Origin of the sequence: Amycolatopsis balhimycina FH 1894 (assembly GCF_000384295.1) — a bacterium.
Lineage (GTDB): Bacteria > Actinomycetota > Actinomycetes > Mycobacteriales > Pseudonocardiaceae > Amycolatopsis > Amycolatopsis balhimycina.
The window spans coordinates 8,212,471-8,238,290 of record NZ_KB913037.1; the positions used below are offsets into that span (position 1 = coordinate 8,212,471).

Annotated in this window: 22 protein-coding genes; 13 read left to right on the forward strand and 9 right to left on the reverse strand. The window is 70.6% G+C overall.

Annotation, left to right across the window (positions count from 1 at the left end; all coding sequences use genetic code 11):
- Positions 1 to 69: 69 nt before the first annotated feature.
- Positions 70 to 798: an SIS domain-containing protein gene (locus tag A3CE_RS0137950; RefSeq protein WP_026469252.1), complete on the reverse strand. Its 729-nt coding sequence runs from the start codon at positions 796 to 798 to the stop codon at positions 70 to 72.
- 114 nt (positions 799 to 912) lie between these two features.
- Here A3CE_RS0137950 and A3CE_RS0137955 point away from each other — a divergent pair, with 114 nt between their 5' ends.
- The 4 genes from A3CE_RS0137955 to A3CE_RS0137970 all read left to right on the forward strand — a co-directional run bounded on the left by A3CE_RS0137955 (position 913) and on the right by A3CE_RS0137970 (position 4,835).
- Entirely contained in the window at positions 913 to 1,605 is a 693-nt protein-coding gene (locus tag A3CE_RS0137955; protein ID WP_020645331.1) for an alpha/beta hydrolase, read from the forward strand.
- 94 nt (positions 1,606 to 1,699) lie between these two features.
- The gene (locus tag A3CE_RS0137960) at positions 1,700 to 2,953 is read left to right on the forward strand and encodes an SAM-dependent methyltransferase (RefSeq protein ID WP_020645332.1); all 1,254 of its coding nucleotides are present in this window, start codon (positions 1,700 to 1,702) and stop codon (positions 2,951 to 2,953) included.
- Between the two features lie 89 nt (positions 2,954 to 3,042).
- Positions 3,043 to 4,242, forward strand: a complete 1,200-nt coding sequence (locus A3CE_RS0137965; RefSeq protein WP_020645333.1) for an LCP family protein — start codon at positions 3,043 to 3,045, stop codon at positions 4,240 to 4,242.
- A 41-nt stretch (positions 4,243 to 4,283) separates the two neighbouring features.
- A complete protein-coding gene (locus A3CE_RS0137970; protein WP_020645334.1) occupies positions 4,284 to 4,835 on the forward strand; it encodes a GNAT family N-acetyltransferase in 552 nt (183 codons plus the stop codon).
- Here the strand turns inward: A3CE_RS0137970 and A3CE_RS0137975 are convergent.
- The 4 genes from A3CE_RS0137975 to A3CE_RS0137990 form a co-directional block, all read right to left on the reverse strand.
- Positions 4,801 to 5,262: a peroxiredoxin gene (locus tag A3CE_RS0137975; RefSeq protein WP_020645335.1), complete on the reverse strand. Its 462-nt coding sequence runs from the start codon at positions 5,260 to 5,262 to the stop codon at positions 4,801 to 4,803. The genes A3CE_RS0137970 and A3CE_RS0137975 overlap by 35 nt on opposite strands.
- 73 nt (positions 5,263 to 5,335) lie before the next feature.
- Positions 5,336 to 7,153 (reverse strand): putative bifunctional diguanylate cyclase/phosphodiesterase, encoded by a 1,818-nt coding sequence (locus tag A3CE_RS0137980; RefSeq protein WP_020645336.1) that lies wholly within the window; start codon positions 7,151 to 7,153, stop codon positions 5,336 to 5,338.
- Positions 7,154 to 7,390: 237 nt separating this feature from the next.
- Positions 7,391 to 8,851, reverse strand: a complete 1,461-nt coding sequence (locus A3CE_RS0137985; protein ID WP_026469253.1) for a cytochrome P450 — start codon at positions 8,849 to 8,851, stop codon at positions 7,391 to 7,393.
- Between the two features lie 17 nt (positions 8,852 to 8,868).
- Positions 8,869 to 9,837: an AraC family transcriptional regulator gene (locus A3CE_RS0137990; RefSeq protein WP_020645338.1), complete on the reverse strand. Its 969-nt coding sequence runs from the start codon at positions 9,835 to 9,837 to the stop codon at positions 8,869 to 8,871.
- 82 nt (positions 9,838 to 9,919) lie between these two features.
- On the opposite strand from A3CE_RS0137990, the gene A3CE_RS0137995 reads away from it, so the two are divergent.
- Complete coding sequence (locus tag A3CE_RS0137995) at positions 9,920 to 10,315, forward strand: pyridoxamine 5'-phosphate oxidase family protein (protein ID WP_020645339.1); 396 nt, start codon at positions 9,920 to 9,922, stop codon at positions 10,313 to 10,315.
- A gap of 58 nt (positions 10,316 to 10,373) precedes the next feature.
- On the opposite strand, the gene A3CE_RS0138000 is transcribed toward A3CE_RS0137995, so the two are convergent.
- The 4 genes from A3CE_RS0138000 to A3CE_RS0138015 form a co-directional block, all read right to left on the reverse strand.
- On the reverse strand, positions 10,374 to 11,447 hold the full coding sequence (locus A3CE_RS0138000) for a ribonucleotide-diphosphate reductase subunit beta (protein ID WP_020645340.1): 1,074 nt from the start codon (positions 11,445 to 11,447) through the stop codon (positions 10,374 to 10,376).
- Positions 11,448 to 11,462: 15 nt separating this feature from the next.
- Positions 11,463 to 14,369: a ribonucleoside-diphosphate reductase subunit alpha gene (locus A3CE_RS0138005; RefSeq protein WP_020645341.1), complete on the reverse strand. Its 2,907-nt coding sequence runs from the start codon at positions 14,367 to 14,369 to the stop codon at positions 11,463 to 11,465.
- 225 nt (positions 14,370 to 14,594) lie between these two features.
- Entirely contained in the window at positions 14,595 to 15,179 is a 585-nt protein-coding gene (locus tag A3CE_RS0138010) for an acetoacetate decarboxylase family protein (protein WP_020645342.1), read from the reverse strand.
- Positions 15,176 to 16,015 carry an enoyl-CoA hydratase-related protein gene (locus A3CE_RS0138015; RefSeq protein ID WP_020645343.1) on the reverse strand — a complete coding sequence of 280 codons (840 nt, stop codon included), beginning with the start codon at positions 16,013 to 16,015 and terminating at the stop codon, positions 15,176 to 15,178. Before A3CE_RS0138015 ends, A3CE_RS0138010 begins: the two co-directional genes overlap by 4 nt.
- Before the next feature lie 140 nt (positions 16,016 to 16,155).
- Between A3CE_RS0138015 and A3CE_RS0138020 the strand changes: the two genes are divergently transcribed.
- From A3CE_RS0138020 to A3CE_RS0138055, 8 genes are all read left to right on the forward strand, one after another.
- Entirely contained in the window at positions 16,156 to 16,947 is a 792-nt protein-coding gene (locus A3CE_RS0138020; RefSeq protein WP_020645344.1) for a TIGR03084 family metal-binding protein, read from the forward strand.
- Positions 16,944 to 18,659 carry an acyclic terpene utilization AtuA family protein gene (locus A3CE_RS0138025; protein ID WP_020645345.1) on the forward strand — a complete coding sequence of 572 codons (1,716 nt, stop codon included), beginning with the start codon at positions 16,944 to 16,946 and terminating at the stop codon, positions 18,657 to 18,659. The genes A3CE_RS0138020 and A3CE_RS0138025 overlap by 4 nt, the downstream gene beginning before the upstream one ends.
- Positions 18,656 to 19,804 carry an acyl-CoA dehydrogenase family protein gene (locus A3CE_RS0138030; protein ID WP_020645346.1) on the forward strand — a complete coding sequence of 383 codons (1,149 nt, stop codon included), beginning with the start codon at positions 18,656 to 18,658 and terminating at the stop codon, positions 19,802 to 19,804. Before A3CE_RS0138025 ends, A3CE_RS0138030 begins: the two co-directional genes overlap by 4 nt.
- On the forward strand, positions 19,801 to 21,399 hold the full coding sequence (locus tag A3CE_RS0138035; RefSeq protein WP_026469254.1) for an acyl-CoA carboxylase subunit beta: 1,599 nt from the start codon (positions 19,801 to 19,803) through the stop codon (positions 21,397 to 21,399). Before A3CE_RS0138030 ends, A3CE_RS0138035 begins: the two co-directional genes overlap by 4 nt.
- A gap of 7 nt (positions 21,400 to 21,406) precedes the next feature.
- Positions 21,407 to 23,383 carry an acetyl/propionyl/methylcrotonyl-CoA carboxylase subunit alpha gene (locus A3CE_RS0138040; protein ID WP_020645348.1) on the forward strand — a complete coding sequence of 659 codons (1,977 nt, stop codon included), beginning with the start codon at positions 21,407 to 21,409 and terminating at the stop codon, positions 23,381 to 23,383.
- Positions 23,380 to 24,546 (forward strand): acyl-CoA dehydrogenase family protein, encoded by a 1,167-nt coding sequence (locus A3CE_RS0138045; RefSeq protein ID WP_020645349.1) that lies wholly within the window; start codon positions 23,380 to 23,382, stop codon positions 24,544 to 24,546. Before A3CE_RS0138040 ends, A3CE_RS0138045 begins: the two co-directional genes overlap by 4 nt.
- A gap of 30 nt (positions 24,547 to 24,576) precedes the next feature.
- Positions 24,577 to 25,176: a TetR/AcrR family transcriptional regulator gene (locus A3CE_RS0138050; RefSeq protein ID WP_020645350.1), complete on the forward strand. Its 600-nt coding sequence runs from the start codon at positions 24,577 to 24,579 to the stop codon at positions 25,174 to 25,176.
- Between the two features lie 307 nt (positions 25,177 to 25,483).
- The gene (locus A3CE_RS0138055) at positions 25,484 to 25,741 is read left to right on the forward strand and encodes a hypothetical protein (RefSeq protein ID WP_020645351.1); all 258 of its coding nucleotides are present in this window, start codon (positions 25,484 to 25,486) and stop codon (positions 25,739 to 25,741) included.
- Positions 25,742 to 25,820: the final 79 nt, after the last annotated feature.

Genomic DNA, 25,820 nt, shown 5'->3' on the forward strand with positions numbered 1-25,820 from the left:
GCTAAAGCGGCTCGGGCACGTCCGTCAAGGCGTGCCCGGCCGGTGCTTTTTGACGAACTACCGGCGAAACTACCGCAGCTGCGGGACGATTTCGCCGTACTTGGCCAGCAGGGCCGCGTTGGCCTCGTCGCCGCCTGCCACGTTGGAGCTGCGCCACAGCGGTAGCTCGAGGCCTTCCGCGGTGCCGCGGTCGTAAACCTCCGCGAGCACCAGGTTCCACAGGAAGGCATTGACTACAGTGGACAGTGGCGCGGTGCGCGGGGCGTCCGGCGGGTAGCTCGCGTCGCCGGGGACGACCAGCGAGTCCAGCACCACCGTGCCCTGCTCGACCAGCGTGCTCGACGACCGCCGCGGCGCCGCCGCCACGGACGCCCGCGACGTCACCGCGATCACCGCCGAGCTCCGCTCGCGCGCGGCGATGCACAGCTCGACCGGGTACGGGTTCACCCCGGACGTCGAGAACACCACCAGCACGTCGTCCGGCCCCGGGGCGCGTTCGGCCAGCACTTCCGCGGCCAGGCCGCTGCGGCGCTCGGTCTTCGTGCTGTGCACCGCGCCGTGCAGCGGCAGCAGCTCCGGGTGGTAGAGCGGGTAGACGCAGGCCAGGCCACCCGCCCGGTAGAACGTCTCGGCGACCGCCGCCAGCGAGTGCCCGGCGCCCGCGGTGTAGACCAGCGCGTCCGCCCGGATCACCCCCAGCACCAGCTCCGCCGCCGCGCGTACTGCCTCGGCGTTGGCCTGCTCGACGTCCGCCAGCTGCTTGGCGACGCTGCCCGCGATGTCCGTGGCGCCCACCACACCCACCCTTCCTTCGGGAATAGGGCGCCGAATCTACCGTGCGGACCACCGGGCGCGGTGGAATAGCCGGGAGGCCGGGCAGGGTTGACCCGGAGGCGGGACAGGAGGACACGGGTGAGCGAGGCAGAACCGGCGGTGTCGGTGTGGCCGGCGCGCGGGCGGACCGAAGCGGTCGGGCTCGTGCTGCACGGCGGTGCGGAGCACGGCATCGGCAGCGTGCCGCCCTGGAAGCTGGCCTACCTCAGGATGGTCCCGATCGCGCGCGCCTTGCACCGGGCCGGCCGGAAGGACGGCGTCGAGGTGCGGCTGCTGCGCAACCGTCGCTACGGCTGGAACGGGCCGGCCGAAGACCCGATCGACGACGCCCGCTGGGCGCTCGAGCGCATCCACGCCGACCACCCCGGCCTGCCGGTGGTGCTGGTCGGTCACTCCATGGGGGCCCGGGTCGCCCTGCGCGTGGCCGACGACCCGGCCGTGCGCGGGGTCTGCGCGCTGGCGCCGTGGACGCCTCGGGGCGAGCCGGTCGAGGCCGTCGCCGGGCGGTCGGTGCTCATCGTGCACGGCACCCGCGACCGGATGACCAGCCCGGCGGAGTCGCACGCCTTCGCGCAGCGGGCCGAGGGCGTCGCCGCCCGCGTCGCCCGGTTCGAGATCGCCGGCGAAGGGCACGCGATGCTGCGCCGGTCGTCCGTCTGGACCCGGCTGACGATTGCTTTCACACTGGATCTGCTCGCCGGGAACGACGGCGGCGCCCTCCGCGGGGCGTGGGCCGCGGCCGGGCCCGAGCGGCTGCGGATACCCGTGTGAAACCGCCCCGAACAGGGCATTCGCGGAAACGCGCCCCGGGGGTGCGGCGCCTAGGATCGACCACCGGAGTACGTGGCCGGCCGGAGGGAGAACCGTGACCACTTCGAGCGTTGACCAGGCGCCGGCCGGCGGCGTCCCGGACGAGTCCCGCTGGCCGGGCCTGGCCGCCCCGCCGCACTCCCCCCTGCGCGCGCGGATCGCCGCCGCGCTGTTCCGCCGCGCGGTCCGCCCGCTGGAGCTGCGGGTGACGTTCCCCGACGGCACCGTGCTCGGCGCCGGCGGTCCCGGATCGCCCGAAATGCGCGTTCTGCGTCCCGAGGCGTTCTTCCACCGCCTCGGCGTCGACGCCAAGATCGGCTTCGGCGAGTCCTACATGGCCGGCGACTGGACGGCGTCCGACCTGGCCGAGGTGCTCACGCCGTTCGCCGGGCGGATGGCCACGCTGGTGCCTCCGGTGCTGCAGAAGTTCCGGCGGATCGCCGAACGCACCCAGCCGCCGTCGGAGGAGAACACCCTCCAGGGCGCGCGGGCCAACATCCACCGGCACTACGACCTGTCCAACGACCTGTTCGGTGCCTTCCTCGACGAGTCGATGATGTACTCCTCGGCGCTGTTCGGCCCCGGCGACGACCTCACCGAAGCCCAGCACCGCAAGATCGACAGCGTCCTCGACTACGCCGGGGTCCGCGAAGGCAGCGAAGTCCTGGAAATCGGCACCGGATGGGGTGAGCTCGCCATCCGCGCCGCCGCCCGCGGCGCCCGCGTGACGTCACTGACCATTTCGGAGGAGCAGCGCGCGCTGGCCACCGAACGGATCGCCGAGGCCGGGTTCTCCGACCGCGTCGAGGTGAAGCTGTGCGACTACCGTGAGTCGAGCGGCCAGTACGACGCCGTGGTCAGCGTCGAGATGATCGAGGCCGTCGGCGCGTCCTACTGGCCGGCGTTCTACGCCACGATCGGGCAGCGGCTGCGCCCGGGCGGCCGGTTCGGCCTGCAGGCCATCACCATGGACCACGACCGGATGCTGGCGGCGTCGCGCGCCTACACGTGGATCCACAAGTACATCTTCCCGGGCGGCATCATCCCGTCGGTGCGCTCGATCGAGGAAGGCGTCAAGGCGAACACCCGGCTGAAGCTGGCCGGCATGCGCGAGTTCGGCCAGGACTACGCGCGCACGCTACGGTGGTGGCGCGAACGGTTCCTGCACCGCTGGGCCGACATCGCCGGGTTCGGGTTCGACGACGTCTTCCGCCGGATGTGGGAGTTCTACCTGGCCTACTCCGAGGCCGGGTTCCGGTCCGGGTACCTCAAGGTCCACCAGTTCGGCTACGAGGCAACCAGCCGGTAACCGCAACCCGACCCCGATGCCGGACGTCCCTCTGTCGAGGACGTGCGGTTGACTGACGGCGACACTTTTGTCCGGATCGGGATTGGGTGATGGAGATGACGTACCGTGGCGACGACGGCGGGCGCCGCATGCCGCCCCGGCCTCCCGCGCGCCCCCGCGACCACCAGCGCGCGCAGATGATGCCGCTGCCGGGGCGCGGGCGCAGCCCGTACGACGAGCGCACCCGCCCGATGGGCGAGCCCGAACCGCAGCACGCCCCGCCCCCGCCGCCGCGGCAGGACCCGCCCCGCCGTCCGGCCGAGGACGACTACCCGCCGTCCCGGCCCCCACGCCGCCGGTGGCGCGCCGGCCGCGTGCTGGGTGTCCTGGCGCTGGCCTTCGTCGTGTTCCTCGCCGGGATCTGGGTCTACCTGGAGTTCTCGATCAAGCGCGTCGAGGCGCTCGCCGACTACTCCGGCCGCCCGGTCGCCGCGTCCGGCACCAACTGGCTGATCGTCGGCTCGGACAGCCGTGAGGGCCTGACGGCGGAGGACGAGGAACGGCTCGCCACCGGCGACGTCGCCGCGGCGGGCGGCGGGCAGCGCACCGACACGATCATGGTCGCGCACCTCCCGGACAACAGCACCAAGCCGACCCTGCTGTCCCTGCCGCGCGACTCGCAGGTCAAGATCCCCGGCCACGGCACCAACAAGATCAACGCGGCGTTCTCGCTCGGCGGGCCGGCCCTGCTCACGCAGACCGTCGAAGGCGCCACCGGGCTGCACATCGACCACTACGCGGAGATCGGCTTCGGCGGCTTCGCCAAGATCGTCGACGCGATCGGCGGGGTCGACATGTGCGTCGACAAGGACATGAGCGACACCTACACGAACATCTCCATCAAGGCGGGCTGCCAGTCGCTCGACGGCCGGTCGGCGCTGGGCTTCGTCCGGATGCGGCACAGCGACGCGACCCCGCGCTCGGACCTCGACCGCGTCGTCAACCAGCGCAAGTTCATCGGCGCGCTGGTCAGCCAGATCGCGAGCCCCGGCACGCTCCTCAACCCGTTCCACTTCTTCCCGCTGCTGTCCTCGGGACCGGACGCGCTGACCATGGATTCCGGCGACCACGTCCACAACCTCGCCGGGCTGGCGATCGCGATGCGCGGGATTTCTTCGGGCGGCGTGGTGACGACGACGGTTCCGGTCACGAGCGCGTCGGCGGAGAACTGGGACAAGAACAAGTCGAAGCAGCTGTTCGACGCGCTGAGGAACGACTCCCCGGTGCCGGACAGCGTCATCGTGAACTAATTCGCGCGCGCCGGGGTCTCGGCCGGAGCACCATGGGACGCATGGAGATTCCGGCCGAGACCTTCGCCCGCGACGAGTTCGAGCTGGCCCGCTGGCGGCCCGCCGACGCGCCGGAGCTCGTCGCGACGGTCACCGGGTCCCTCGAGCACATCGGTACCTGGCTGATCTGGGCAACCGGCGGCTACTCGGCCGCGGACGCCGCGGAGTTCTTCCGGCTCACCGGAAAGCGCTGGGAGAGCGGGGAAGCGTGGGAGTACGCGATCCGCGTCGCCGGCTCGATCGCGGGCGGCATCGGCGTGCTGGCCCGCGACGGCGGCGTCGAGATCGGCTACTGGCTCGCCGACGGTTTCACCGGCCGGGGCCTGATCACCCGGGCCGTCGAACTGCTGACGGCGGAGGCGTTCCGCCTCGGCGCCGGGTACGTCGAGATCAAGAACGACGAGCGGAACGTCCGAAGTGGAGCGGTGCCGGCGCGGCTCGGGTTCACGAAAGTGGCCGAGGCGCCGATGGAGCCGCCATGGGCGCCGTCGTGCGCCGGCACCTACCACGTCTGGCGGCTCACGCCACCTTGTTCCGCTCCCGCAGCACCTTGAGCGCCTGATCGGCGTGGACCGTGAAGTTCAGCTCGCTCTTGATCTTTTCGAGGACCTTCCGGTCCTCGCCGATCACGAACGTGACGCGCTTGGCGTGCAGGGGCACGAGTTTCCGCCACACCCCGAACTGCTTCGCGACCTCACCCTCCACATCGGACAGCAGCGGGTAGTCGAAGCCGTTCGCTTCGGAGAAGGCGCGCTGTTTCGTGATCGCGTCCGGGCTGATGCCGACGCGGTGCGCGCCGACCTCGGCGAACTCCGCCGCCAGGTCGCGGAAGTGGCAGCTCTCCGCGGTGCAGCCGCCGGTCATCGCGGCGGGGTAGAAGAACAGCACGACCGGACCGGTGGCCAGGAAGTCCGACAGCTTGCGGTCGACCCCCTGGTCGTCGGGCAGGGTGAAGTCGGGGGCGAGGTCTCCGGCGTCCATGGACGTCCCTTCTCGTCGGCGGCAGAACCCATCTTGCCGGGTCTTCGGAGCCGCCGTCGCACCGGCTTGGTCATCAGCCGCGCGGGTGGCGGTTGATCAGCTCGTCGACCTCGTCGCCGGTGGCCGAGTCGTTCACGAACGGGCCGCGGGCCGCCACCACGCCCAGCTGGCGCAGGCGGGCCGCCTGGTCGTGCGTGCGGACGCCTTCCGCCCCCACGCGGAGGTGCAGCTCGCGGGCTCGGGTGATCAGCTGCGTCAGGTGGCGGATCGCCGCTTCGGTCGGGGCGTCCGTGTCGAGCGCGTCGACCACCGGGCCCGACAAGATCACGTGGCGCACCGGGAGGCGGTGCTGCGGGATCAGCTCCAGGTCCGCCGAGCCGGAGATCGTCAGCACCAGCTGCGCCCCGAGGTCGGCCAGTACGGCGAGGGAGTCCAGGACCTCGCCGCGCGGGTCCAGCAGGGTGTCGCGGTCGGCGCACAGCCGCAGCGCCCTCGCCGGCAGCTGGTGCTTGTCCAGCTGCTCCTTCACCAGCAGCACCAGGTCCGGGTCGATGGCCAGCCGCGCCGGCAGCCGGACGCAGACGTCCGGGGCGGCGTCGCCCAGCTGCGATCGCCAGCGGGCGGTCGCCGCCAGCGACTCGGCGAGGAGCCAGCGGCCCAGCGGCACCGTCATCCCCGTGGTCTGGGCCAGCGGGTAGAACTCGTCGGCGCCGAGCTCGCCCTTCTCCGGGTGGTTCCACCGCAGCCCGGCGTTGACCGCGGCGAGCTCGTCGGGGTTGGCCAGCTTCACCGTCGGCTGGTAGACGAGCGAGAACTCGCCGTTCTCCAGCGCGCCGGCGATCACCGCGCCCAGCTGGTAGCGGCCCCGGTCGCGGGCGTCCAGCTCCGGGTCGAACAGCATCCACTGCGCCTTGCCGGCCTCCTTGGCCCGGTGCAGCGCGATCTCCGCCGCCCGCAGCAGTTCCGCGGCGCCGCCCTCGACGGCCGCGCGCACCACGATGCCCGCGCTCGCGCTGACGCCGATGCCGTGCCCGCCGAGGTAGATCGGCTCGTTGAGGTCCTCCAGCGCGCGTTCGACCAGCCCGACGACCTCGGTGGCCGCCAGCTCGCCCCGCAGCAGCACCGCGAAGCCGTCACCGGACAGCCGGGCGACGAACCCGTCGTGGTGGCCGGTGAACACCGCCGACAGCTTGTTCGCGACCCCGCGCAGCACCTGGTCGCCGACGCCGGCGCCGAGGCCGTCGTTGATCACCTTGAAGCCGTCGACGTCGAGGTAGATCAGCGCGATGTCGTCGCGGGCACCGGCGCCGAGCGCGGCTTCGAGCTTGGTGGTGAACGACGACGCGTTCGGCAGCCCGGTCAGCGGGTCGTGCACGTTCTGGTGCAGCAGCCGTTCCTGCAGCAGGTGCAGCTCGTTCGCGTCGGAGACCATCAGCACGGGGTAGACCGAGCCCGGCCGGTCGCCGGGCAGCCGGGCGAGGGTGACGTCGGTCCAGAGCTGCCCGTCCTCGGTGTGGTCGAGCAGCATCCGCTCCTGGTAGCGCTCGCGCCCCGAACGCACCTGCTCCAGGCCCGCCTTGAGCCGCGAGATGTCGTGGTCGGTCGAGCCGAGGTCGGTGATGTGCTTGCCCCGCAACCGCTCCGGTGAACAGCCGAGCAGCTGCCCCAGTGCCAGGTTGGCCTCGACGATGCCGCCGTCCGGGTCGGCCAGCGCGATCCCCATCGGCGACGCGGCGTACAGCGCGGTGAACCGCAGCAGCGCGCCGTCGTGCCTCGAGCCGGCTTGGCCGACCGCATCGTGCGCGACCTCCAGCAGGAGCGGTTCGAGCTCCTCCGGGGGAAGCGTTACTCCTTTGGTGTCGGCCAACGTCGCCGCCCACCGGCGCGCCACGTCCAGCAGTCCTGACGCGGCACCGGGCTCAGGCACACTCCACCTCTTCATGCACAGGTCAGGCCAGGTCGGACACGGTGTCGGGGATCATGAAGCCACACTAAGCACCCCTCCCCCATGACCGATGCCACGCCATCATGCGCGTAACGGGGTGTCTACCGGCTGAACGAGTGAACGAATCTCCACATGCGGTAACTTTTCGTCACCGGTTGTATGCCGGGGTGGACAGCGCCGGGGTCAGCGCGGGGTCAGGCGGACCGGAAGACCGTCCGCCGGCACCGGCAGCGAGACGTAGTCCCAGCGCGCGGTGTAACTCTCCGGAACCGACCAGCGGTAGGCCCGCAGCATTTCGTGCAAAAGCAACTTCACCTCGAGACTCCCGAAGTGCAGCCCGATGCACTTGTGCGCGCCGCCGCCGAAGGGCATCCACGCCATCCGGTGCGACTTGTCCTCGCGGCGCGGCTCGGCGAACCGCTCCGGGTCGAACGAGAAGGGGTTCGTCCAGCACTCCGGCGTGAAGTGGTTGACGGTGGGCGAGACGCCGACCAGGGTGCCCGCCGGGATGTAGTGGCCGAGCACTTCGGTGTCCTTGACGGTCTGGCGGGTCAGCGACGGCACCGGCGCCACCAGCCGCAGCGCCTCCTTCATCACGAGGTCGAGCGTTTCGAGCTTTTCGACGGCGTCGATGTCGAGGACGTCGTCGCCGAGGGCCAGGGACTCCTCGCGGGCGCGCTCCTGCCACTCCGGGTACTTGGCGAAGTAGTACGCCATGGCGCTGCTGGTGATGGTCGTCGTGTCGTGCGCGGCCATCATCAGGAAGATCATGTGGTTGACGATGTCGGCGTCGGAGAACCGGTCGCCCTCCTCGGTGGTGGCCTGGCACAGCGCGGCGAACAGGTCATCCCCGCTCGAACGCCGTTTCGCGGGCAGGGATTCGCCGAAGTAGCGCTCGAGGACCTTCCGGCCGTGCAGCCCGGCCGACCAGCGCCCACCCGGCACCGGGAAGCGCACGAAGGCGGTGCCGGCCCGCACGGAGCTGACGAACGCGCGGTTGATCCGGGCCGCCTCGCCGCCGCTGGGCATGCCCATGAACACGCGGGTCGCGACGTCGAGGGTCAGCTGCTTGAGCGCCCAGTACAGCCGGGGCCGCTCGCTGCCGCGCCAAGCGGCGACGCCTTCGCGCAGCGCGGGGCCCATCTCGCCGACGTAGCCGGCCAGCCTTGGCCGCGTGAAGGCCTCCTGCATGATCCGGCGGTGCAGGTGGTGCTCGCCGAAGTCCATCAGCATCAGGCCGCGTTCGAAGAACTTCTCGATGAAGAACTTCCAGCCCTCCTGCGAGAACGCCTTGTCCTTGTTGACGAGCGCGATCTGCGTGGCTTCGGGCCCGGACAGCGCGACGATCCGGCGGCCGAACCCGCCGGTCCACGACACCGGGCCGTAGAGCTCGTGGCGGCGGAGGCCGAACGCCGGGCCGAACCGCATCATCTCCAGCATGTGCCCGACCAGCGGCGGTCCTTCGTCGCCGAGCACGGGCTTGAGGCCGCTGCCCGCGGGCGGCGTCGCGAGCTCCTTGACGGGCCAGCGCGACCGCAGCCAGCGCTCGTCGACTTTGTGCGGCAGGGGGAGCGCGGTCAGCGGCGGCACGCGTTCGCGCAGTGCTTCGGCGGCCCGGCTCATGGTGCGCGGCAAAGGGACCATCTCCCCGTCGAGATCGGCTACCCCTCCACGATGCACCCTTGTTGACGCTCTGACAACACCTCGGCGGCCGTCCTTTCGGGTGGTCTGCGCCGGAACTCGCTCGGGGTGGCGCCGCGGACCCGTTTGAACGCCGCGCTGAAGCCGAACGGGTCGGCGTACCCCACGGCACGGGCCACCTCCGCGACGGTCGCGCCCGGCCGTTCGACCAGGAGGTCCGCGGCGAGCGCCATGCGGCGGCGGGTGAGGTAGGTCAGCGGCGGTTCGCCGACCAGTTCGGCGAATCGCTTGGCCAGCGTGGACCGCGACACGCCGACGCGGGCGGCCAGCGCCGCGACGGTCCAGGGCGCCGCGGGTTCGTCGTGCAACAGGCGCAGCGCGGGGCCGGCCACCGGGTCGCGCTGGGCCGTCCACCACGCCGGAGGCTCGCCACCGGGCCGGTCGAACCACTCGCGCAGCGTGCAGACGAGCATCCAGTCCAGCAGCCGGTCGAGCACGACCTGCTGTCCGGGCGTGTCGGCGGCGACCTCGGCGGCGAGGTGGTCCAGGACGGCGTCGCCGGTACCCCCGCCGCCGACGCGCAGCACGACGGGCAGAGCGTCCAGCAGCGGACGGCTGACCTCGCCGGCGGCCGGGTAGGCGCCGACGATCAGCGTCGTCGGACCCTCGCCGTCGTCGCGCCAGCCGCGCCGGTGCCGCGTCCCGCCCAGTTCGGGAGCGGCGCAGTACTCGCCGCACGCGACGGGTTCGGCGCCGGTGCCGAGCTCGTCGACGAAGGTGAACGTCCCCGGCCCGCGCACGACGATCGTCTCGTAGGCGCGCAGCGGCTCGGGCTCGCCGTGTTCGGGGACGATCCAGCCGCCGCCGGAGAGCACGGTGCACAGGGTCAGCGGTGCGCCGTCGACGAAGTGCAGGGAAAACGGCGGCGACAGGGCCGAACTGCCGAACAGCGAGCCGTGGGCCCGCACGCCGCGGAAGAGGTCATCCACGGTCCCGAGGTTAGACGAATGGACAGGGATTCCGGGGTTTCACCCATGGGATCGTCCGATTGCCTCGGGTTCACTGGACCTCATGAATCCCGATGACCTCGAGTTCCTTCGACGTCCCCTGCACGGCTTCTTGACCGTGTCCACCGGTGAGCCCCGCCCGGTCTGGTTCGAGGCGGCCGCCGACGGCACGATCCAGCTGTTCACCGAACCGGACGCGCTCAAAGTCCGCCGCGCCCGCCGCGACCCGCGGGCGTCGATCGTGGTCGCGGCGCCGGTGGGGGAGCGCGAGCGCTGGGTCTCGGTGTCCGGCCGGGTTTCGCTGGAACCCGACGGCGCCCACGACTTGGCCGCGCGCCTCGCCGCTCGGTACTGGGACCTCGACGACCCGGCCCGCGCTGCCGACCTGAAAGCGATTTTGGCGACGGACCAGGTGCGCCTGGTGATCCACCCGGAGACCGTGCGCCGCTACGCCTACTGACGTGAAGGCCACCTTGCGGAACTTCAAGTTCCGCAAGGTGGCCTTCACGAACAGCGGGTCAGTCCCAGTCGAGGGCGCCGCCCGACTGGTATTCGATGACGCGGGTCTCGAAGAAGTTCTTCTCCTTCTTCAGGTCCATCGCCTCGGACATCCACGGGAACGGGTTCTCGGTCTCGCCGAAGATCGGCTGGAGGCCGATCTGCTGCGCGCGCCGGTCGGTGATGAAGTGCATGTACTGCTCGCACAGCTGCGCCGACAGGCCGAGCATGCCGCGCGGCATGGTGTCACGCGCGTACTTGACCTCGAGCTCGCACGCCTCCTTCAGCATCCCGCGGACCTCGGCCTGGAACTCCTCGGTCCACAGGTGCGGGTTCTCGATCTTGATCTGGTTGATGCAGTCGATGCCGAAGTTCAGGTGGATCGACTCGTCGCGCAGGATGTACTGGTACTGCTCGGCGATGCCGACCATCTTGTTCCGGCGGCCCAGCGACAGGATCTGCGCGAAGCCGGTGTAGAACCACATGCCCTCGAAGATCACGTAGAACGCGACGAGGTCACGCAGGAACGCCTGGTCGGCCTCCGGCGTGCCGGTCTCGAACTCCGGGTTCTCCAGGTTCTGCGTGTACTTCAGCGCCCACGCGTCCTTCGCCGAGATCGACGGGACCTCGCGGTACATGTTGAACAGCTCGCCCTCGACCAGGCCGAGGCTCTCGCAGATGTACTGGAAGGTGTGCGTGTGCACGGCCTCCTCGAACGCCTGGCGCAGCAGGTACTGGCGGCACTCGGGGTTGGTGATCTGCCGGTACACCGCGAGCACGATGTTGTTGGCCACCAACGACTCCGCGGTCGCGAAGAAGCCGAGGTTGCGCTTGAGCATCTGCCGCTCGTCCTCGGTGAGGCCGTCCGGCGACTTCCACAGCGCGATGTCGGCCTGCATGGCGACCTCGGTCGGCATCCAGTGGTTGTTGCAGCCGGCCAGGTACTTCTCCCACGCCCACTTGTACTTCATGGGCAGCAGCTGGTTGACGTCGGCGCGCGCGTTGATCATGCGCTTGTCGTCGACGTCGATCCGGGCGGCGCCGACCTCGATCTCCCCGAGGCCGGTCGCGTCCGTCGTCTCCACGTTGGTCATCTGTGCGGGGTTCCTTTACTGGCAGGCTTCGCAGTCGGGGTCGTCGATGCGGCAGGCGGCGCCTTCGGTGGCGACGAAGTCGACGTCGGGCTCCGGCTTGGGCGAGGGAGCGGGCGCAGGCGTCGGCGTCGGCGCAGGGGCCGGGGTGGCCGCGGCGGGAGCCGCCGGGGCGGGGGTGGCCGAGACGGCGTTCAGCTTGCCGTCCGTGCCGCGCAGGGTGCTCTTCTCCACGTGCGTCGCGGACTGCGCCCGCAGGTAGTACGTGGTCTTGAGGCCCTTGTGCCACGCGTAGCGGTAGAGCTGGTCGAGCTTGCGGCCGCTCGGCGCGGCGATGTACAGGTTCAGCGACTGCGCCTGGTCGATCCACTTCTGGCGCACCGAACCGGCGTCGACGATCCACTTCGACTCGATCTCGAACGCCGTCGCGTACAGCGCCTTCAGGTCGTCCGGGACGCGGTCGATCTGGCCGAGGCTGCCGTCGAAGTACTTGAGGTCGCTGACCATGACCTCGTCCCACAGGCCGCGGGCCTTGAGGCTCTTGACCAGGTGCGGGTTGACGACGGTGAAGTCGCCGGACATGTTCGACTTGACGAACAGGTTCTGGAACAGCGGCTCGATCGACTGCCCGACGCCGGAAATGTTGGAGATCGTCGCGGTCGGCGCGATCGCCATCACGTTGGAGTTGCGCATCCCGACGGTCTTGACGCGCTCGCGCAGCGGCGCCCAGTCCAAAGTGGACGAGGTGTCGACGTCGAGGCCGTCACCCTGGCGGGCGTCGATGAGCAGCTGCAGCGAGTCGATCGGCAGGATGCCCTTGCTCCACAGCGAACCCTCGAACGACTGGTACTGCCCGCGCTCCTCGGCCAGATCGGTCGACGCCGAGATCGCGTAGTAGGAAAGGTGCTCCATGGAGACGTCGGCGAACTTCACGGCCTCTTCGGAGGCGAACGGGACGCCGATCTCGAACAGCGCGTCCTGGAAGCCCATGATGCCCAGGCCGACCGGGCGGTGACGCAGGTTGGAGCGGCGCGCCTCCGGGATCGTGTAGAAGTTGATGTCGATCACGTTGTCCAGCATGCGGACGGCGGTGCGGACGGTCTTCTCGAGGCGCTTGGTGTCCAAACCGGACGGTGTGACGTGCTTGAGCAGGTTCACCGAGCCGAGGTTGCAGACCGCGACCTCTTCGCTGTTGGTGTTCAGCGTGATCTCGGTGCACAGGTTGGACGAGTGCACGACGCCGACGTGCTGCTGCGGCGAGCGCAGGTTGCACGGGTCCTTGAACGTGATCCACGGGTGGCCGGTCTCGAACAGCATGGTCAGCATGCGGCGCCACAGGTCGACCGCGCGGACGCGCCGGAACACCTTGATCTCGCCGCGCTCGGCCATCGCCTCGTACTCGCGGTAGCGGGCGGAGAACTCGTTGCCGTAGAGGTCGTGCAGGTCCGGCGTCTCGTTCGGCGAGAACAACGTCCACTGCGCGTCGGCCTCGACGCGGCGGAGGAACTCGTCCGGCACCCAGTTCGCGGTGTTCATGTCGTGGGTGCGGCGCCGGTCGTCACCGGTGTTCTTGCGCAGGTCGAGGAACTCCTCGATGTCCACGTGCCACGTCTCGAGGTACGCGCAGGCCGCGCCCTTGCGCTTGCCGCCCTGGTTGACCGCGACGGCGGTGTCGTTGGCGATCTTGAGGAACGGCACGACGCCCTGCGACTGGCCGTTGGTGCCCTTGATGTGCGCGCCGAGGCCGCGGACCGGGGTCCAGTCGTTGCCGAGGCCGCCGGAGTACTTCGCCAGCAGCGCGTTGTTCTTGTACGCCTGGAAGATCGAGTCCAGGTCGTCGTCCACCGTGGTCAGGAAGCAGGACGACAGCTGCGGGCGCGTGGTGCCCGAGTTGAACAGCGTCGGGGTCGAGGCCATGAAGTGGAAGCTGGACAGCAGCTCGTAGAACTCGATCGCGCGGGCTTCGCGGTCGTCTTCGCGGATGGCCAGACCCATGGCGACGCGCATGAAGAACGCCTGCGGCAGCTCGAAGCGGGTGCCGTCGTGGTGCTGGAAGTACCGGTCGTAGAGCGTCTGGAGGCCGAGGAAGCCGAAGTCGAGGTCGCGCTCGGGGCGGATCGCGGCGGTGACCTTGTCCAGGTCGAAGCGCTGAAGCTCGGCGTCGACCAGCTCCAGCTCGATCGCGCGGCGCAGGTAGGCGCGGAAGTACGCGGGGTACTCGGCGGCCATCTCGTCCTGGCTGGCCAGGCGCGGGGTGCCGGCGAGGTAGCTCAGGGCCTCACCGCGGAGCTTGTCCAGCAGCAGCCGCGCGGAGACGTAGGAGTAGTTCGGCTCCTGCTCGACGAGCACGCGGGCGGCCATGATCTGGGCCAGGGCCAGCTCGTCGGCGCTGATGCCGTCGTAGAGGTTGCGCTTGGTCTCGGCCAGCACCGGCTCGGCCGTGACGTCGTCGAGGCCGGCGACGGCCTCGCCCACGACGTGGGACACGCGGGCCCAGTCGAGCGGGCGCAGGACGCCGTCGGTGCCCTTGACGTTCAGCGAGACCTCGGCCGCGGCCGGCTTGGCGGCCTCGCGGGCCTTCGCGCGCTCCTCGCGGTAGAGGACGTAGGCGCGGGCGACCTTGTGGTGCTCGCCGCGCATGAGGGCGAGCTCGACGATGTCCTGGATCTGCTCGATGTGCAGGGCGGTCTCGGGGCCGGCGTGGCGCAGCAGGGTGGTCTCCACCTGCTGGGTCAGCTCGGCGACGACGTGGTGCACGCGGGAGGACGCGGCGGCGTCGCCGCCCTCGACCGCGAGGAACGCTTTCGTCAGCGCGACCGAGATCTTGCCGGCGTCGAACGGCGACACGCTGCCGTCCCGCCGGATGACCCGGATCGCGGTGGGGGTGTCGGCAGCGGAGGGCCGCTGACCGGTTTCGACTGACATGCGTGTCTCCAAGTTTTCGGGCGCGTTGGATCGCCGCGCGGCCACCCAAGGCCGTGCGCTGCAGGTTCTTCAAAGCTGCCCGGCCGCCCTCTGCAGCGGTCTCCCCGTCGCTGGGGGCTGCCGGTTCTCAGAGACTACATGTTGGGGTCGAGATGCGCGCGGGACCCCAGATGGCGTGTCGCGAGTTCACTCTGGCGGGGTTGCGTGATCACCCAGAGGTGCTGCTCAAACGCCGAATTCCAGCTCCGCGCCGGGCAGCGTGAGGCTCACGAACGGGCGTCGGCTTGACAGGTAACCGAGCGGACCGCCGGCGTTGATCGTCCAGTCCGCCGCGGCGAGCCGGGGGCGGATCTTCGCACCGACCGGGGTGCGCACGGGCGCGCCGTCGCGGTCCTGGAGCACGTCGAACCGGGTGGGGAGCGTGAGCCGCGGGCCCGGTCTCGGGGTGAAGGCCGCGGTGGCTATCCAGTCGTCGCCGGTCGCCGCGGTGAAGGTCCGGCCGGTGAACCGGAGGTCGGCGAGATCCTTCGGGATCGCCCACAGCTCGCGGCCGCCGGCGAGGGAGACTTCGGAGTCGACCCAGATCTGCGTGATCGTGCACGTGGTGCGCTTCCCGCGGACCGGGACGGCGGCGAGCAGCTCGTGGTAGCTGAGCTGCCCGGGCTCGCGGTAGGCGATCCAGGCGGTGAACACGGTGGTGTGCCCGGCGACGGACAGGGCGGCCGGGTGCACGTCACGCGTGGGGACGCGCCAGAGCGAGAGGCAGGCGTCGGCGGTCAGGTGCCAGGGCGGCGGCGGGTACGACGTCATTTCTCCAGCCACGGGAGGTAGCCGGGCAGGTCCTTTTCGACGCGCATGCCGAAGGCGGGCGGCCGTTTCTGCAGGAACGACATGACCCCTTCGACGGCGTCGGGGCTCGTGCCGAGGCCGCCGATCAGCTTCGAGTCGAGTTCGTGGACCGGGAACGGCGACTCGGCGCTCGCCATCCGGTAGAGCAGCTGCCGGGTGACCGCGACGGACACCGGCGCGGTCGTCTCGACGATCTCCCGCGCGAGCTCGTACGCCGCGTCGAGGACGGTCCCAGTGCCGACAATCTGGTGCACCAAGCCTTTTTCGAGTGCTTCGAGCGCCCCGAAGACCCGTCCGCTGATCATCCAGTCGAGCGCGGTGCCCATCCCGACGAGCCGGGGGAGGAACCACGCGGAGGCGCCTTCGGGGTAGATACCGCGGCGGGTGAAGACGAACCCGAACCGGGAGTCCGCCGAGGCGAGCCGGTAGTCGCACGACAGCGTGATGGTGACGCCGCCACCGACGGCCGCGCCGTGCAGGGCCGCGATCACCGGCTTGTTCATCGTGAAGATCCGCTTCGAGCACCGGCCGGCGGGTTCCTGCCACGCCGCGTCCGGCCCGGTCGCGGGATCGAAGTCGAAGCCGCCTTGCGAAAGGTCCGCGCCGACGCAGAAGTCCTTGCCGGCGCCGGTCAGCACGACGACGCGGACGTCCTCGTCGCGGTCGGCGCGGTCCATCGCGGCGCCGAGCTCGTCGGCCATCCGGATCGTGTAGCCGTTGCGCGCCTCCGGGCGGTTGAGCGTCACGGTGGCAACCCGGTCCGCGACGGCGTAGGTGATCTCGGCGTAGTCGGCCATGCGACGAAACTATTGCAGGCCGGTGCTACTGGCAAGATGTCAATAGTGTGTCCGCAGCGTCCGGGACAAAACAATCAGGCGTGCTTGATTTTTCTCCCGCCCGGTGCGACGCTGGGAAGCCGGACGCAAGGAGGCGGCGCATGGCGGACCTCGGCGTGATCCTCGGGGATCTCGACGCGGAGACACGGACGATCGACGACGTGGTGGCGGACCTGCCCGCGTCCGGCTGGGCGCGGGAAACACCGGCCGCGGGGTGGACCATCGCGCACCAGATCGCGCACCTGGCCTGGACCGACCGCAAGGCCCTGATCGCCGCGGCGCACCCGGAAGACTGGCAGGCCGAGATCGAGGAGCTGCTCAAGGCGGGGGAGACCCACGTCGACGACGGCGCCGCGGCCGGAGCCCGGCGGCCGCCGCGGGAGATCCTCGAAGACTGGCGTTCCGGGCGTGCGGCGCTGGCCGAAGCACTCGCCGCGGTGCCTGACGGGCGGAAACTGCCCTGGTACGGCCCGCCGATGAGCGCCGCTTCGATGGCGACCGCGCGGATGATGGAGACCTGGGCCCACGGCCAGGACATCGTCGACACCCTCGGCCTGACCCGCGAGCCCACCGCGCGCCTGTGGCACATCGCCCGCTTCGGCGTCCGCACTCGCGACTTCGCCTACAAGGTCCACTCGCTCGCGCCGCCGGTCGAGGAGTTCCGCGTCGAGCTGACCGCGCCGGACGGCTCCACCTGGGCGTTCGGCTCCGAGGACGCCGAGCAGAAGCTCACCGGCAGCGCGCTGGACTTCTGCCTCGTCGTCACCCAGCGGCGGCACCCGGCCGACACCGATCTGGTTGCCCACGGCGCCGACGTCGAGGAGTGGCTCGGCATCGCGCAGGCCTTCGCCGGGCCGCCCGGGAGCGGCCGGAAGCCGGGGCAGTTCGCATGACCTATCGCGTCGGCAACGCGTCCGGGTTCTACGGCGACCGGTTCTCCGCGGTGCGCGAGATGCTCACCGGCGGGCCCCTCGACGTCCTGACCGGCGACTACCTGGCCGAGCTGACCATGCTCATCCTCGGCCGCGACCGGATGAAGGACCCTGCCCGCGGCTACGCCAAGACGTTCCTCCGGCAGATGGAGGAGAACCTCGGGCTGGCTCGGGAAAAGGGCGTCAAGATCGTCGCCAACGCGGGCGGCCTCAACCCGGCCGGGCTCGCCGATGCCTTGCGGGAGCTGGCGGCCAAGCTCGGCCTCGACGTCAAGATCGCGCACGTCGAGGGCGACGACCTGGTGGCGCGCGCCGGGGAGCTGAAGCTTCGCCCGGGTGCGGGTGTCCCGCAGGGACACAGCCCGTTGACCGCCAACGCTTATCTCGGTGCGTGGGGCATCGCCGAATGCCTGAACGCCGGTGCGGACGTCGTCGTCACCGGGCGGGTCACCGACGCCTCGGTGATCGTCGGCCCGGCCGCCGCGCACTACGGCTGGGCTCGTGACGACTTCGACGCCCTGGCCGGCGCGGTCGCCGCGGGGCACGTCATCGAGTGCGGTGCCCAGGCCACCGGCGGCAACTACGCCTTCTTCATCGAGCACACCCTCGGCGTTCCGGGCTTCCCGATCGCCGAGATCGAGGCCGACGGCTCCAGCGTCATCACCAAGCACCCGGGCACCGGCGGCGTGGTCACCGTCGGCACGGTCACCGCCCAGCTGCTGTACGAGATCACCGGCGCGCGGTACGCCGGGCCGGATGTGACGACCCGGTTCGACACGCTGTCGCTCTCCGAAGACGGTCCGGACCGCGTCCGCATCTCCGGCGTGCGCGGCGAAGCCCCGCCGCCGACGCTGAAGGTCGCCCTGAACACCCTCGGCGGGTTTCGCAACGAGACGACGTTCGTCCTCACCGGACTCGACATCGAGGCGAAAGCCGCGCTGGTGCGCCAACAACTCGAGGCGTCCATGAAGGACCGGACGCCCGCCGACGTCCGCTGGACCCTCGCCCGCACCGACCACCCGGACGCCGGAACCGAGCAGACCGCGAGTGCACTGCTGCACGTCGCCGTCAAAGACGCCGACCCCAAAGTCGCGGGCCGCGCGTTCACCGGCGCGGCCGTCGAACTCGCGCTGGCGAGCTACCCCGGCTTCCACGTCACCGCGCCGCCGTCGGACGCCTCGCCATACGGTGTCTACACCGCGGCCTATGTGGATGCCGGACAGGTCCCGCACGTCGCCGTGCTGCCCGACGGCATGCGTGTCGACATAGCGCCCTCGTTGTCCACTCGGGAGTTGTCCGAAGTGGACGAGCCCGCGTTGCTCGAGCCGCTCGACCACGGTCCGGTGCGGCGGGTACCCCTCGGCACGGTCGCCGGGGCCCGCAGCGGCGACAAGGGCGGTAACGCCAACCTCGGCGTCTGGGTTCGCTCCGAAGAGGCCTGGCGGTGGCTCGTGCACCGGCTGACCGTCGCCGAGTTCAAGCTGCTACTGCCCGAAACCGCGGACCTGCCGGTGACCCGGTACCTGCTGCCGAACCTGTGGGCGATGAACTTCGTCGTCGAAGGCATCCTCGGCGAGGGCGTCGCGTCGCAGGCGCGGTTCGACCCGCAGGCCAAGGCCCTGGGCGAATGGCTGCGGTCGCGGGAGATCGACGTCCCGGAGGTTCTCCTGTGACCGACCCCTTCCGCACGTCCGAGCGAACCGAGCTGCGCGAGACCGTGCGGAAGTTCGTCGAGCGGGAGGTCCTGCCGCACCTCGACGACTGGGAGCGCGCCGGAGAGCTGCCCCGGGACCTGCACCGCAAGGCCGGGGAACTGGGCCTGCTCGGCGTCGCCTTCCCCGAGGAGATCGGCGGCGGAGACGGCAACTACCTGGATGCTTTGGTCGTCGCCGAGGAGATGCACTACGCGGGCGGCTCCGGCGGGCTCTTCGCGTCGCTGTTCACCTGCGGCATCGCCGTCCCGCACATCGCCGAAGCGGGTGACCCGGTGCAGATCGAGCGCTGGGTGCGGCCGACGCTGGCCGGTGACAAGATCGGCTCTCTGGCCGTGACCGAGCCGGACGGCGGCTCGGACGTCGCCGGGATCCGGACCACCGCGGTCCGCGAGGGCGACGAGTACGTCGTCAACGGCGCCAAGACGTTCATCACCTCGGGCTGCCGCGCGGACTTCGTCACGACGGTGGTGCGCACCGGCGGCGACGGCGCGCACGGGCTGTCGTTGCTCGTCGTCGAGCGCGGGACGCCGGGCTTCACCGTGTCCCGCAAGCTGGAGAAGATGGGCTGGCTCTGCTCCGACACGGCCGAACTGTCCTACGTGGACGTCCGGGTGCCGGTGGAACACCTCGTGGGCGCCGAGAACAGCGGCTTCGCGCAGGTGGCCACCCAGTTCGTCACCGAACGGCTTTCGCTGGCCGTGCAGGCCTACGCGCACGCGCAGCGGGCCCTGGACCTGACGCTGGACTGGTGCCGGCTGCGCGAGACGTTCGGCCGCCCGCTCATCTCGCGCCAGGTCGTCCAGCACAAGCTGACGGAGATGGCGCGGCGCGTGGACGTGGCCCGCACCTACACCCGGCACGCCGCGATCCGGCACGTGTCCGGCGAAGAGGTCATCGCCGAAGCCTGTTTCGCCAAGAACACCGCCGTCGAGGCCGCCGAGTGGGTGGTCAACGAGGCCGTCCAGCTGCACGGCGGGCTCGGCTACATGCGCGAGTCCGAAGTGGAACGCCACTACCGCGACGTCCGGATCCTCGGCATCGGCGGCGGCACCACCGAGATCCTCACCGGCCTGGCCGCGAAGCGATTGGGATACACCTCGTGACTGCTCTGAGGTCCACAGTGGACACGCGGGCCGCCGAATTCGGCGCGAACCGCGAAGCGATGCTGGAGAAGCTCGCCGAGATCGACGCCGAGCACGCCAAGGCCGTCGCCGGCGGTGGTGAGAAGTACGTCGAGCGGCACCGCAAGCGCGGCAAGCTCCTCGCACGGGAACGGATCGAGCTGCTGCTCGACGAGGACTCGCCGTTCCTGGAGCTGTCGCCGTTGGCGGCCTGGGGCACCGACTACCGCGTCGGGGCGAGCCTGGTGACCGGGATCGGTGTCGTCGAAGGCGTCGAGTGCCTGATCTCGGCCAGCGACCCGACCGTCAAGGGCGGCGCGAGCAACCCGTGGACGACCAAGAAGAGCTTCCGGGCTGCGGACATCGCCGCGCAGAACCGGCTGCCGTCAATCAACCTCGTCGAATCCGGCGGCGCGGACCTGCCGACGCAGAAGGAGATCTTCATCCCGGGCGGCCGGATCTTCCGCGACATCACGCGGGCGTCTGCCGCGGGCTGCCCGACGATCGCCCTGGTCTTCGGCAACTCGACCGCCGGTGGCGCGTACCTGCCGGGCATGTCGGACTACGTCGTGATGGTGAAGGAACGCGCGAAGGTGTTCCTCGGCGGGCCGCCGCTGGTCAAGATGGCCACCGGCGAGGAGTCGGACGACGAGTCGCTCGGCGGCGCCGAGATGCACGCGCGCACCTCGGGCCTGGCCGACTACCTGGCCGCCGACGAGCAGGACGCGATCCGGCTGGGCCGCACCATCGTCAAGCGGCTGAACTGGACCAAACAGGGGCCGTCACCGAAGCCGGACTACGACGAACCGCGGTACGACGCCGAGGACCTGCTCGGCATCGTCCCGACCGATCTGAAGGTGCCCTTCGACCCGCGTGAGGTCATCGCCCGCGTCGTCGACGGCTCCGACTTCGACGAGTTCAAGCCGCTCTACGGCTCGTCGCTGGTCACCGGCTGGGCGAGCATCCACGGCTACCCGGTCGGCGTGCTGGCCAACGCCCAGGGCGTGCTGTTCGGCGAGGAGTCGCAGAAGGCCGCGCAGTTCATCCAGCTGGCCAACCAGATCCACACGCCGCTCGTCTTCCTGCACAACACGACCGGCTACATGGTCGGCAAGGAGTACGAGCAGAGCGGCATCATCAAGCACGGCGCGATGATGATCAACGCCGTCTCGAACTCGAAGGTGCCGCACCTGTCCGTCCTGATGGGAGCGTCCTACGGCGCCGGGCACTACGGGATGTGCGGCCGCGCCTTCGATCCGCGGTTCCTGTTCGCCTGGCCCAGCGCGAAGTCCGCGGTGATGGGCCCGGCGCAGCTGGCCGGCGTGCTGTCCATCGTGGCCCGCGCGGCGGCCGAGAGCCGTGGCCAGGAGTACAACGAGGAGCACGACAAGGCCATGCGGGCCATGGTGGAGGGCCAGATCGAGGCCGAGTCGATGCCGATGTTCCTCTCCGGCATGCTTTACGACGACGGCATCATCGACCCGCGCGACACGCGAACCGTGCTCGGGCTGAGCCTGTCCGCGATCCACAATGGACCAGTGAAGGGCGCCGATGGCTTCGGCGTCTTCCGGATGTGAGGGCGCTGTGATCCAGAACCTGCTGGTCGCCAACCGCGGCGAGATCGCCCGCCGCGTCTTCCGGACCTGCCGCGATGCCGGGATCGGCACGGTCGCGGTGTTCTCCGACGCCGATGCCGCCGCCCCGCACGTGCTCGAAGCCGACGCGGCCGTCCGCCTGCCGGGCAATGCACCGTCCGAGACGTACCTGCGGGCCGAACTGCTGGTCAAGGCCGCGGCCGAAACCGGCGCGGACGCCGTCCACCCCGGCTACGGCTTCCTGTCCGAGAACGCCGCGTTCGCGCGGGCCGTCCTCCACGCCGGGCTCACCTGGGTCGGGCCGCCGCCGGCGGCCATCGAGACGATGGGCTCCAAAGTGGAGTCCAAGCGGCTGATGGCCGCGGCCGGGGTGCCCGTGCTGTCCGAACTGGACCCGGCTTCGGTGACCTCGGAAGACTTGCCGTTGCTGGTCAAGGCGTCCGCCGGCGGTGGCGGGCGCGGGATGCGCGTGGTCCGCTCGCTCGACGAGCTGGCGGAGGCGGTGGAAGGCGCCAGTGCCGAGGCCGGGTCCGCGTTCGGCGACCCGACCGTCTTCTGCGAGCGCTACCTGGAGACCGGACGTCACATCGAGGTCCAGGTGCTCGCCGATCGGCACGGCACGGTGTGGGCGGTGGGGGAGCGGGAGTGCTCGATCCAGCGCCGCCACCAGAAGGTCGTCGAAGAAGCGCCGTCGCCGTTCGTCGAGGCGGCCATGCGCGAGGAGCTGTTCGAAGCCGCGCGCAAGGCCGCCAAGGCGATCGACTACGTCGGCGCGGGCACGGTCGAGTTCCTCGCCGGGCCCGACGGCCGGTTCTACTTCCTGGAGATGAACACCCGGCTGCAGGTCGAGCACCCGGTCACCGAGAACGTCACCGGGCTCGACCTGGTCGCCCTGCAGCTGCGCATCGCCGAGGGCGCGCGCCTCCCCGCCGACCCGCCGCCCACGGCGGGCCACTCCATCGAGGTCCGGCTCTACGCCGAAGACCCGGCGGCCGGGTGGCAGCCGCAGAGCGGCACGCTGCACACGTTCGAAGTGCCCGATGTGGACCGTTCGTTCACGCACGGCCCTGGCCTGCGGCTCGACTCCGGTTTCGAGACGGGGTCCGTGGTGGGCGTCCACTACGACCCGATGCTCGCCAAGGTGATCACCTGGGCCCCGACCCGTGCCGAAGCCGCGCGGCGGCTCGCCAAAGCGCTGGCCGGCGCGAAGATCCACGGCATCGTCACGAACCGTGATCTGCTGGTGAACGTCCTTCGCCACGAAGCTTTCCTGGCCGGGGAGACGGACACCGCGTTCTTCGACCGGCACGGCCTGGACACCCTGGCCGCGCCACTGGCCACTGTGGACACCGAACGCCTCTCCGCGCTCGTGGCGGCCTTGGCGGACGCGGCGGGCAACCGGGCGTCGGCGACCACTCAGAGCAGGCTGCCCAGCGGCTGGCGCAACGTCCGCTCGGCCGGGCAGCGCAAGGTCTTCACAGTTGCCGACCGTGAGTACGAGATCGTTTACTCGCTCACGCGCGACGGCCTGAAAGCGGAAGGGTTCGACGCCGAGCTGGTCAGCGTGGAGCCGGGGCGGGTTGTGCTCGATGTGAACGGGGTGCGGCGCAAGTTCGAAGTCGCCCGCCACGACGAGGTGTCCTACGTGGACTCCGCGCTGGGGTCGGTGGCACTGAAGGCCGAGCCGCGGTTCGCCGACCCGGACGCCGCGCTGGCCGCCGGGTCGCTGGTCGCGCCGATGCCGGGCACGGTCGTGCGGCTCGCCGTCCAGGCCGGGGACCCCGTCAAAGCGGGCGACCCGCTGCTGTGGCTCGAGGCGATGAAGATGGAGCACCGGATCGTCGCCCCCGCCGACGGCGTGGTGGCGGAACTGCCGGTGACGGTGGGGCAGCAGGTCGAAGTGGGCACAATTCTCGCCGTCGTCGGAGACGCGCAATCGGACACTGTGGTGGGAGACGAAGCATGAACGCGATGAACTTCATCGAGCCGGAGGAGCGGATCGCGCTCCGGAAGGCCGTCGCCGAACTGGGCGCGAAGTACGGCCACGAGTACTACGCCCGCAAGGCCCGTGCGGACGAGAAGACCCACGAACTCTGGGACGAGGCCGGCCGGCTGGGCTACCTCGGCGTCAACATCCCCGAGGAGTACGGCGGCGGGGGCGCGGGCATCGCCGACCTGGCGGCGGTGCTCGAAGAGCTGGCCGCCGCGGGCACGCCGCTGCTGCTGATGGTCGTCTCGCCGGCGATCTGTGGCACGGTGATCTCGCGGTTCGGCACGGAGGAGCAGAAGAAGCAGTGGCTGCCCGGCATCGCCGACGGCAGCAGGCGGATGGTCTTCGCGATCACCGAGCCGGACGCCGGGTCGAACTCGCACCGGATCACGACGACCGCGCGCCGGGACGCCGGCGGCTGGGTCCTCAATGGACGCAAGGTGTACATATCGGGCGTCGACGAGGCTGACGCCGTGCTCGTCGTCGGTCGTACCGAGGACGCGAAGACCGGCAAGCTCAAGCCCGCGCTGTTCATCCTGCCGACGGGCACCCCCGGCTTCGAGTACACCAAGATCCCGATGGACGTCGTCGCGCCGGAGAACCAGTTCTCGCTGTTCCTCGACGACGTCCACCTGCCCGCCGAAGCGCTGGTGGGCGAGGAGGACGCGGCGATCGCGCAGCTGTTCGCCGGCCTCAACCCGGAACGCGTCATGGGCGCGTCGTTCTCGCTCGGCATCGCCCGGTACGCGCTGGCCAAGGCCGTCGGCTACGCCAACGAGCGGCAGGTCTGGGGTGTCCCGATCGGCACGCACCAGGGTCTCGCCCACCCGCTCGCCGAGATCAAGATCGAGCTGGAGCTGGCGAAGCTGATGACGCAGAAGGCGGCGTCGCTCTACGACGCCGGCGACGACTTCGCCGCGGGGGAGTCGGCCAACATGGCCAAGTACGCGGCCGCGGAGGTCGCGATCCGCGCGACCGACCAGGCTGTGCAGACCCACGGCGGCAACGGCCTGGCCACGGAGTACGGCCTCGGGACCTTGGTGACGGCGGTGCGGCTCGGCCGGATCGCCCCGGTCAGCCGCGAGATGGTGCTCAACTTCGTCGGCCAGCACAGTCTCGGCCTGCCCAAGTCCTATTAGGATGCTCGCTGTGTCCACTTTGGAGCTGGCTTGACCGGCGTCCGCGAACCCCAGCAGGAACGCAGCCGCACGACGCGGCGGCGGCTGATCGAAGCCGCGCTCGACAGTTTCGGCGAGCGCGGCTGGCACGGCGTCACGGTGGCCGGGATCGCCGAGCGAGCGGGCGTCTCGCGCGGCGCGGCGCAGCACCACTTCCCGGCCCGGGAGGACCTCGTGGTCGCGGCGGTCGACCTGCTCGGGGAGGCCCAGATCGAGGAGCTGCGGGCCCAGGCCGCCGACCTGCCGAGCGGAGCGTCCCGCATCGAGCGCGTCGTGGAGATGGTGCTGAACCTCTACACGGGACCGCTGTTCCGGGCGGCCCTGCAGCTGTGGGCGTTCGCGGCGACCGACGACGCGCTGCGGGACGTGCTGGTGCCCCTGGAAGCCCGGGTCGGGCGGGAGGCCCACCGGGTGACGGTGGAGCTGCTCGGCGTCGACGAGTCCCGGCCGGGGGTGCGCGAGCTGGTCCAGGCGACTCTCGACCTGGGCCGCGGCCTGGGCCTGGCGAACCTCCTGACGGACGACACCCGGAGGCGGCGGCAGATCGTGCGGGAGTGGGCGCGGACGCTGGAGCTGCGGCTGGCCGGCTAGCGTCGCGCGTCCGAGGTTCGTTGACAGTGCAGCGGCGAGGTCGAACGTCCTGAATGACTCATTCAGGTCTTCGGAGGTCCTGAATGAGTCATTCAAGACCTTGGTCCGGACCGCATCGGCAGGGCATCGACCACGACACACCCGCGGACCCCACAGTAGCGGCGCCGGAGACCCCGCCGCGCCGCAGAACGCTGCCTTCCGCGACGGAACCTCCACCGGGTCCGAAACGTCATAGTGCCGTAAGTAACACAATCGGCCCAACGGGCGAATGACTATCAGTAGTGATTTTGCAGAGGAAGGCAGTCCGGTGTCCGGTTCAGGAGTCGAGCTCACCCACCGCGCGATGGCGATGCTGAGGGCGGTGGCCGCGGGTCGTGCGCAGATGTCGTGCAGCTGCGAGCCCGACCTCTTCATCGACGGATTCGCCTGCTGCGATCAGATGACCGCGCACGACCTCGCCCGGGGCGGCTACCTGCGGCCCGCCGCCGAAAACGCCACCGGGCGCGTCACCGCCGAACTGACCGAGGCCGGCCGGGCCGCCCTCGCCGTCAGCGCCGCCGCCTGAGGCGCGTTACCCAGCGTCATCCGGTGCCGCGGCCCTCGCTCGCTCGTTCGAGCGCGAAAGTAGTCCCGCGCGAGCCCCT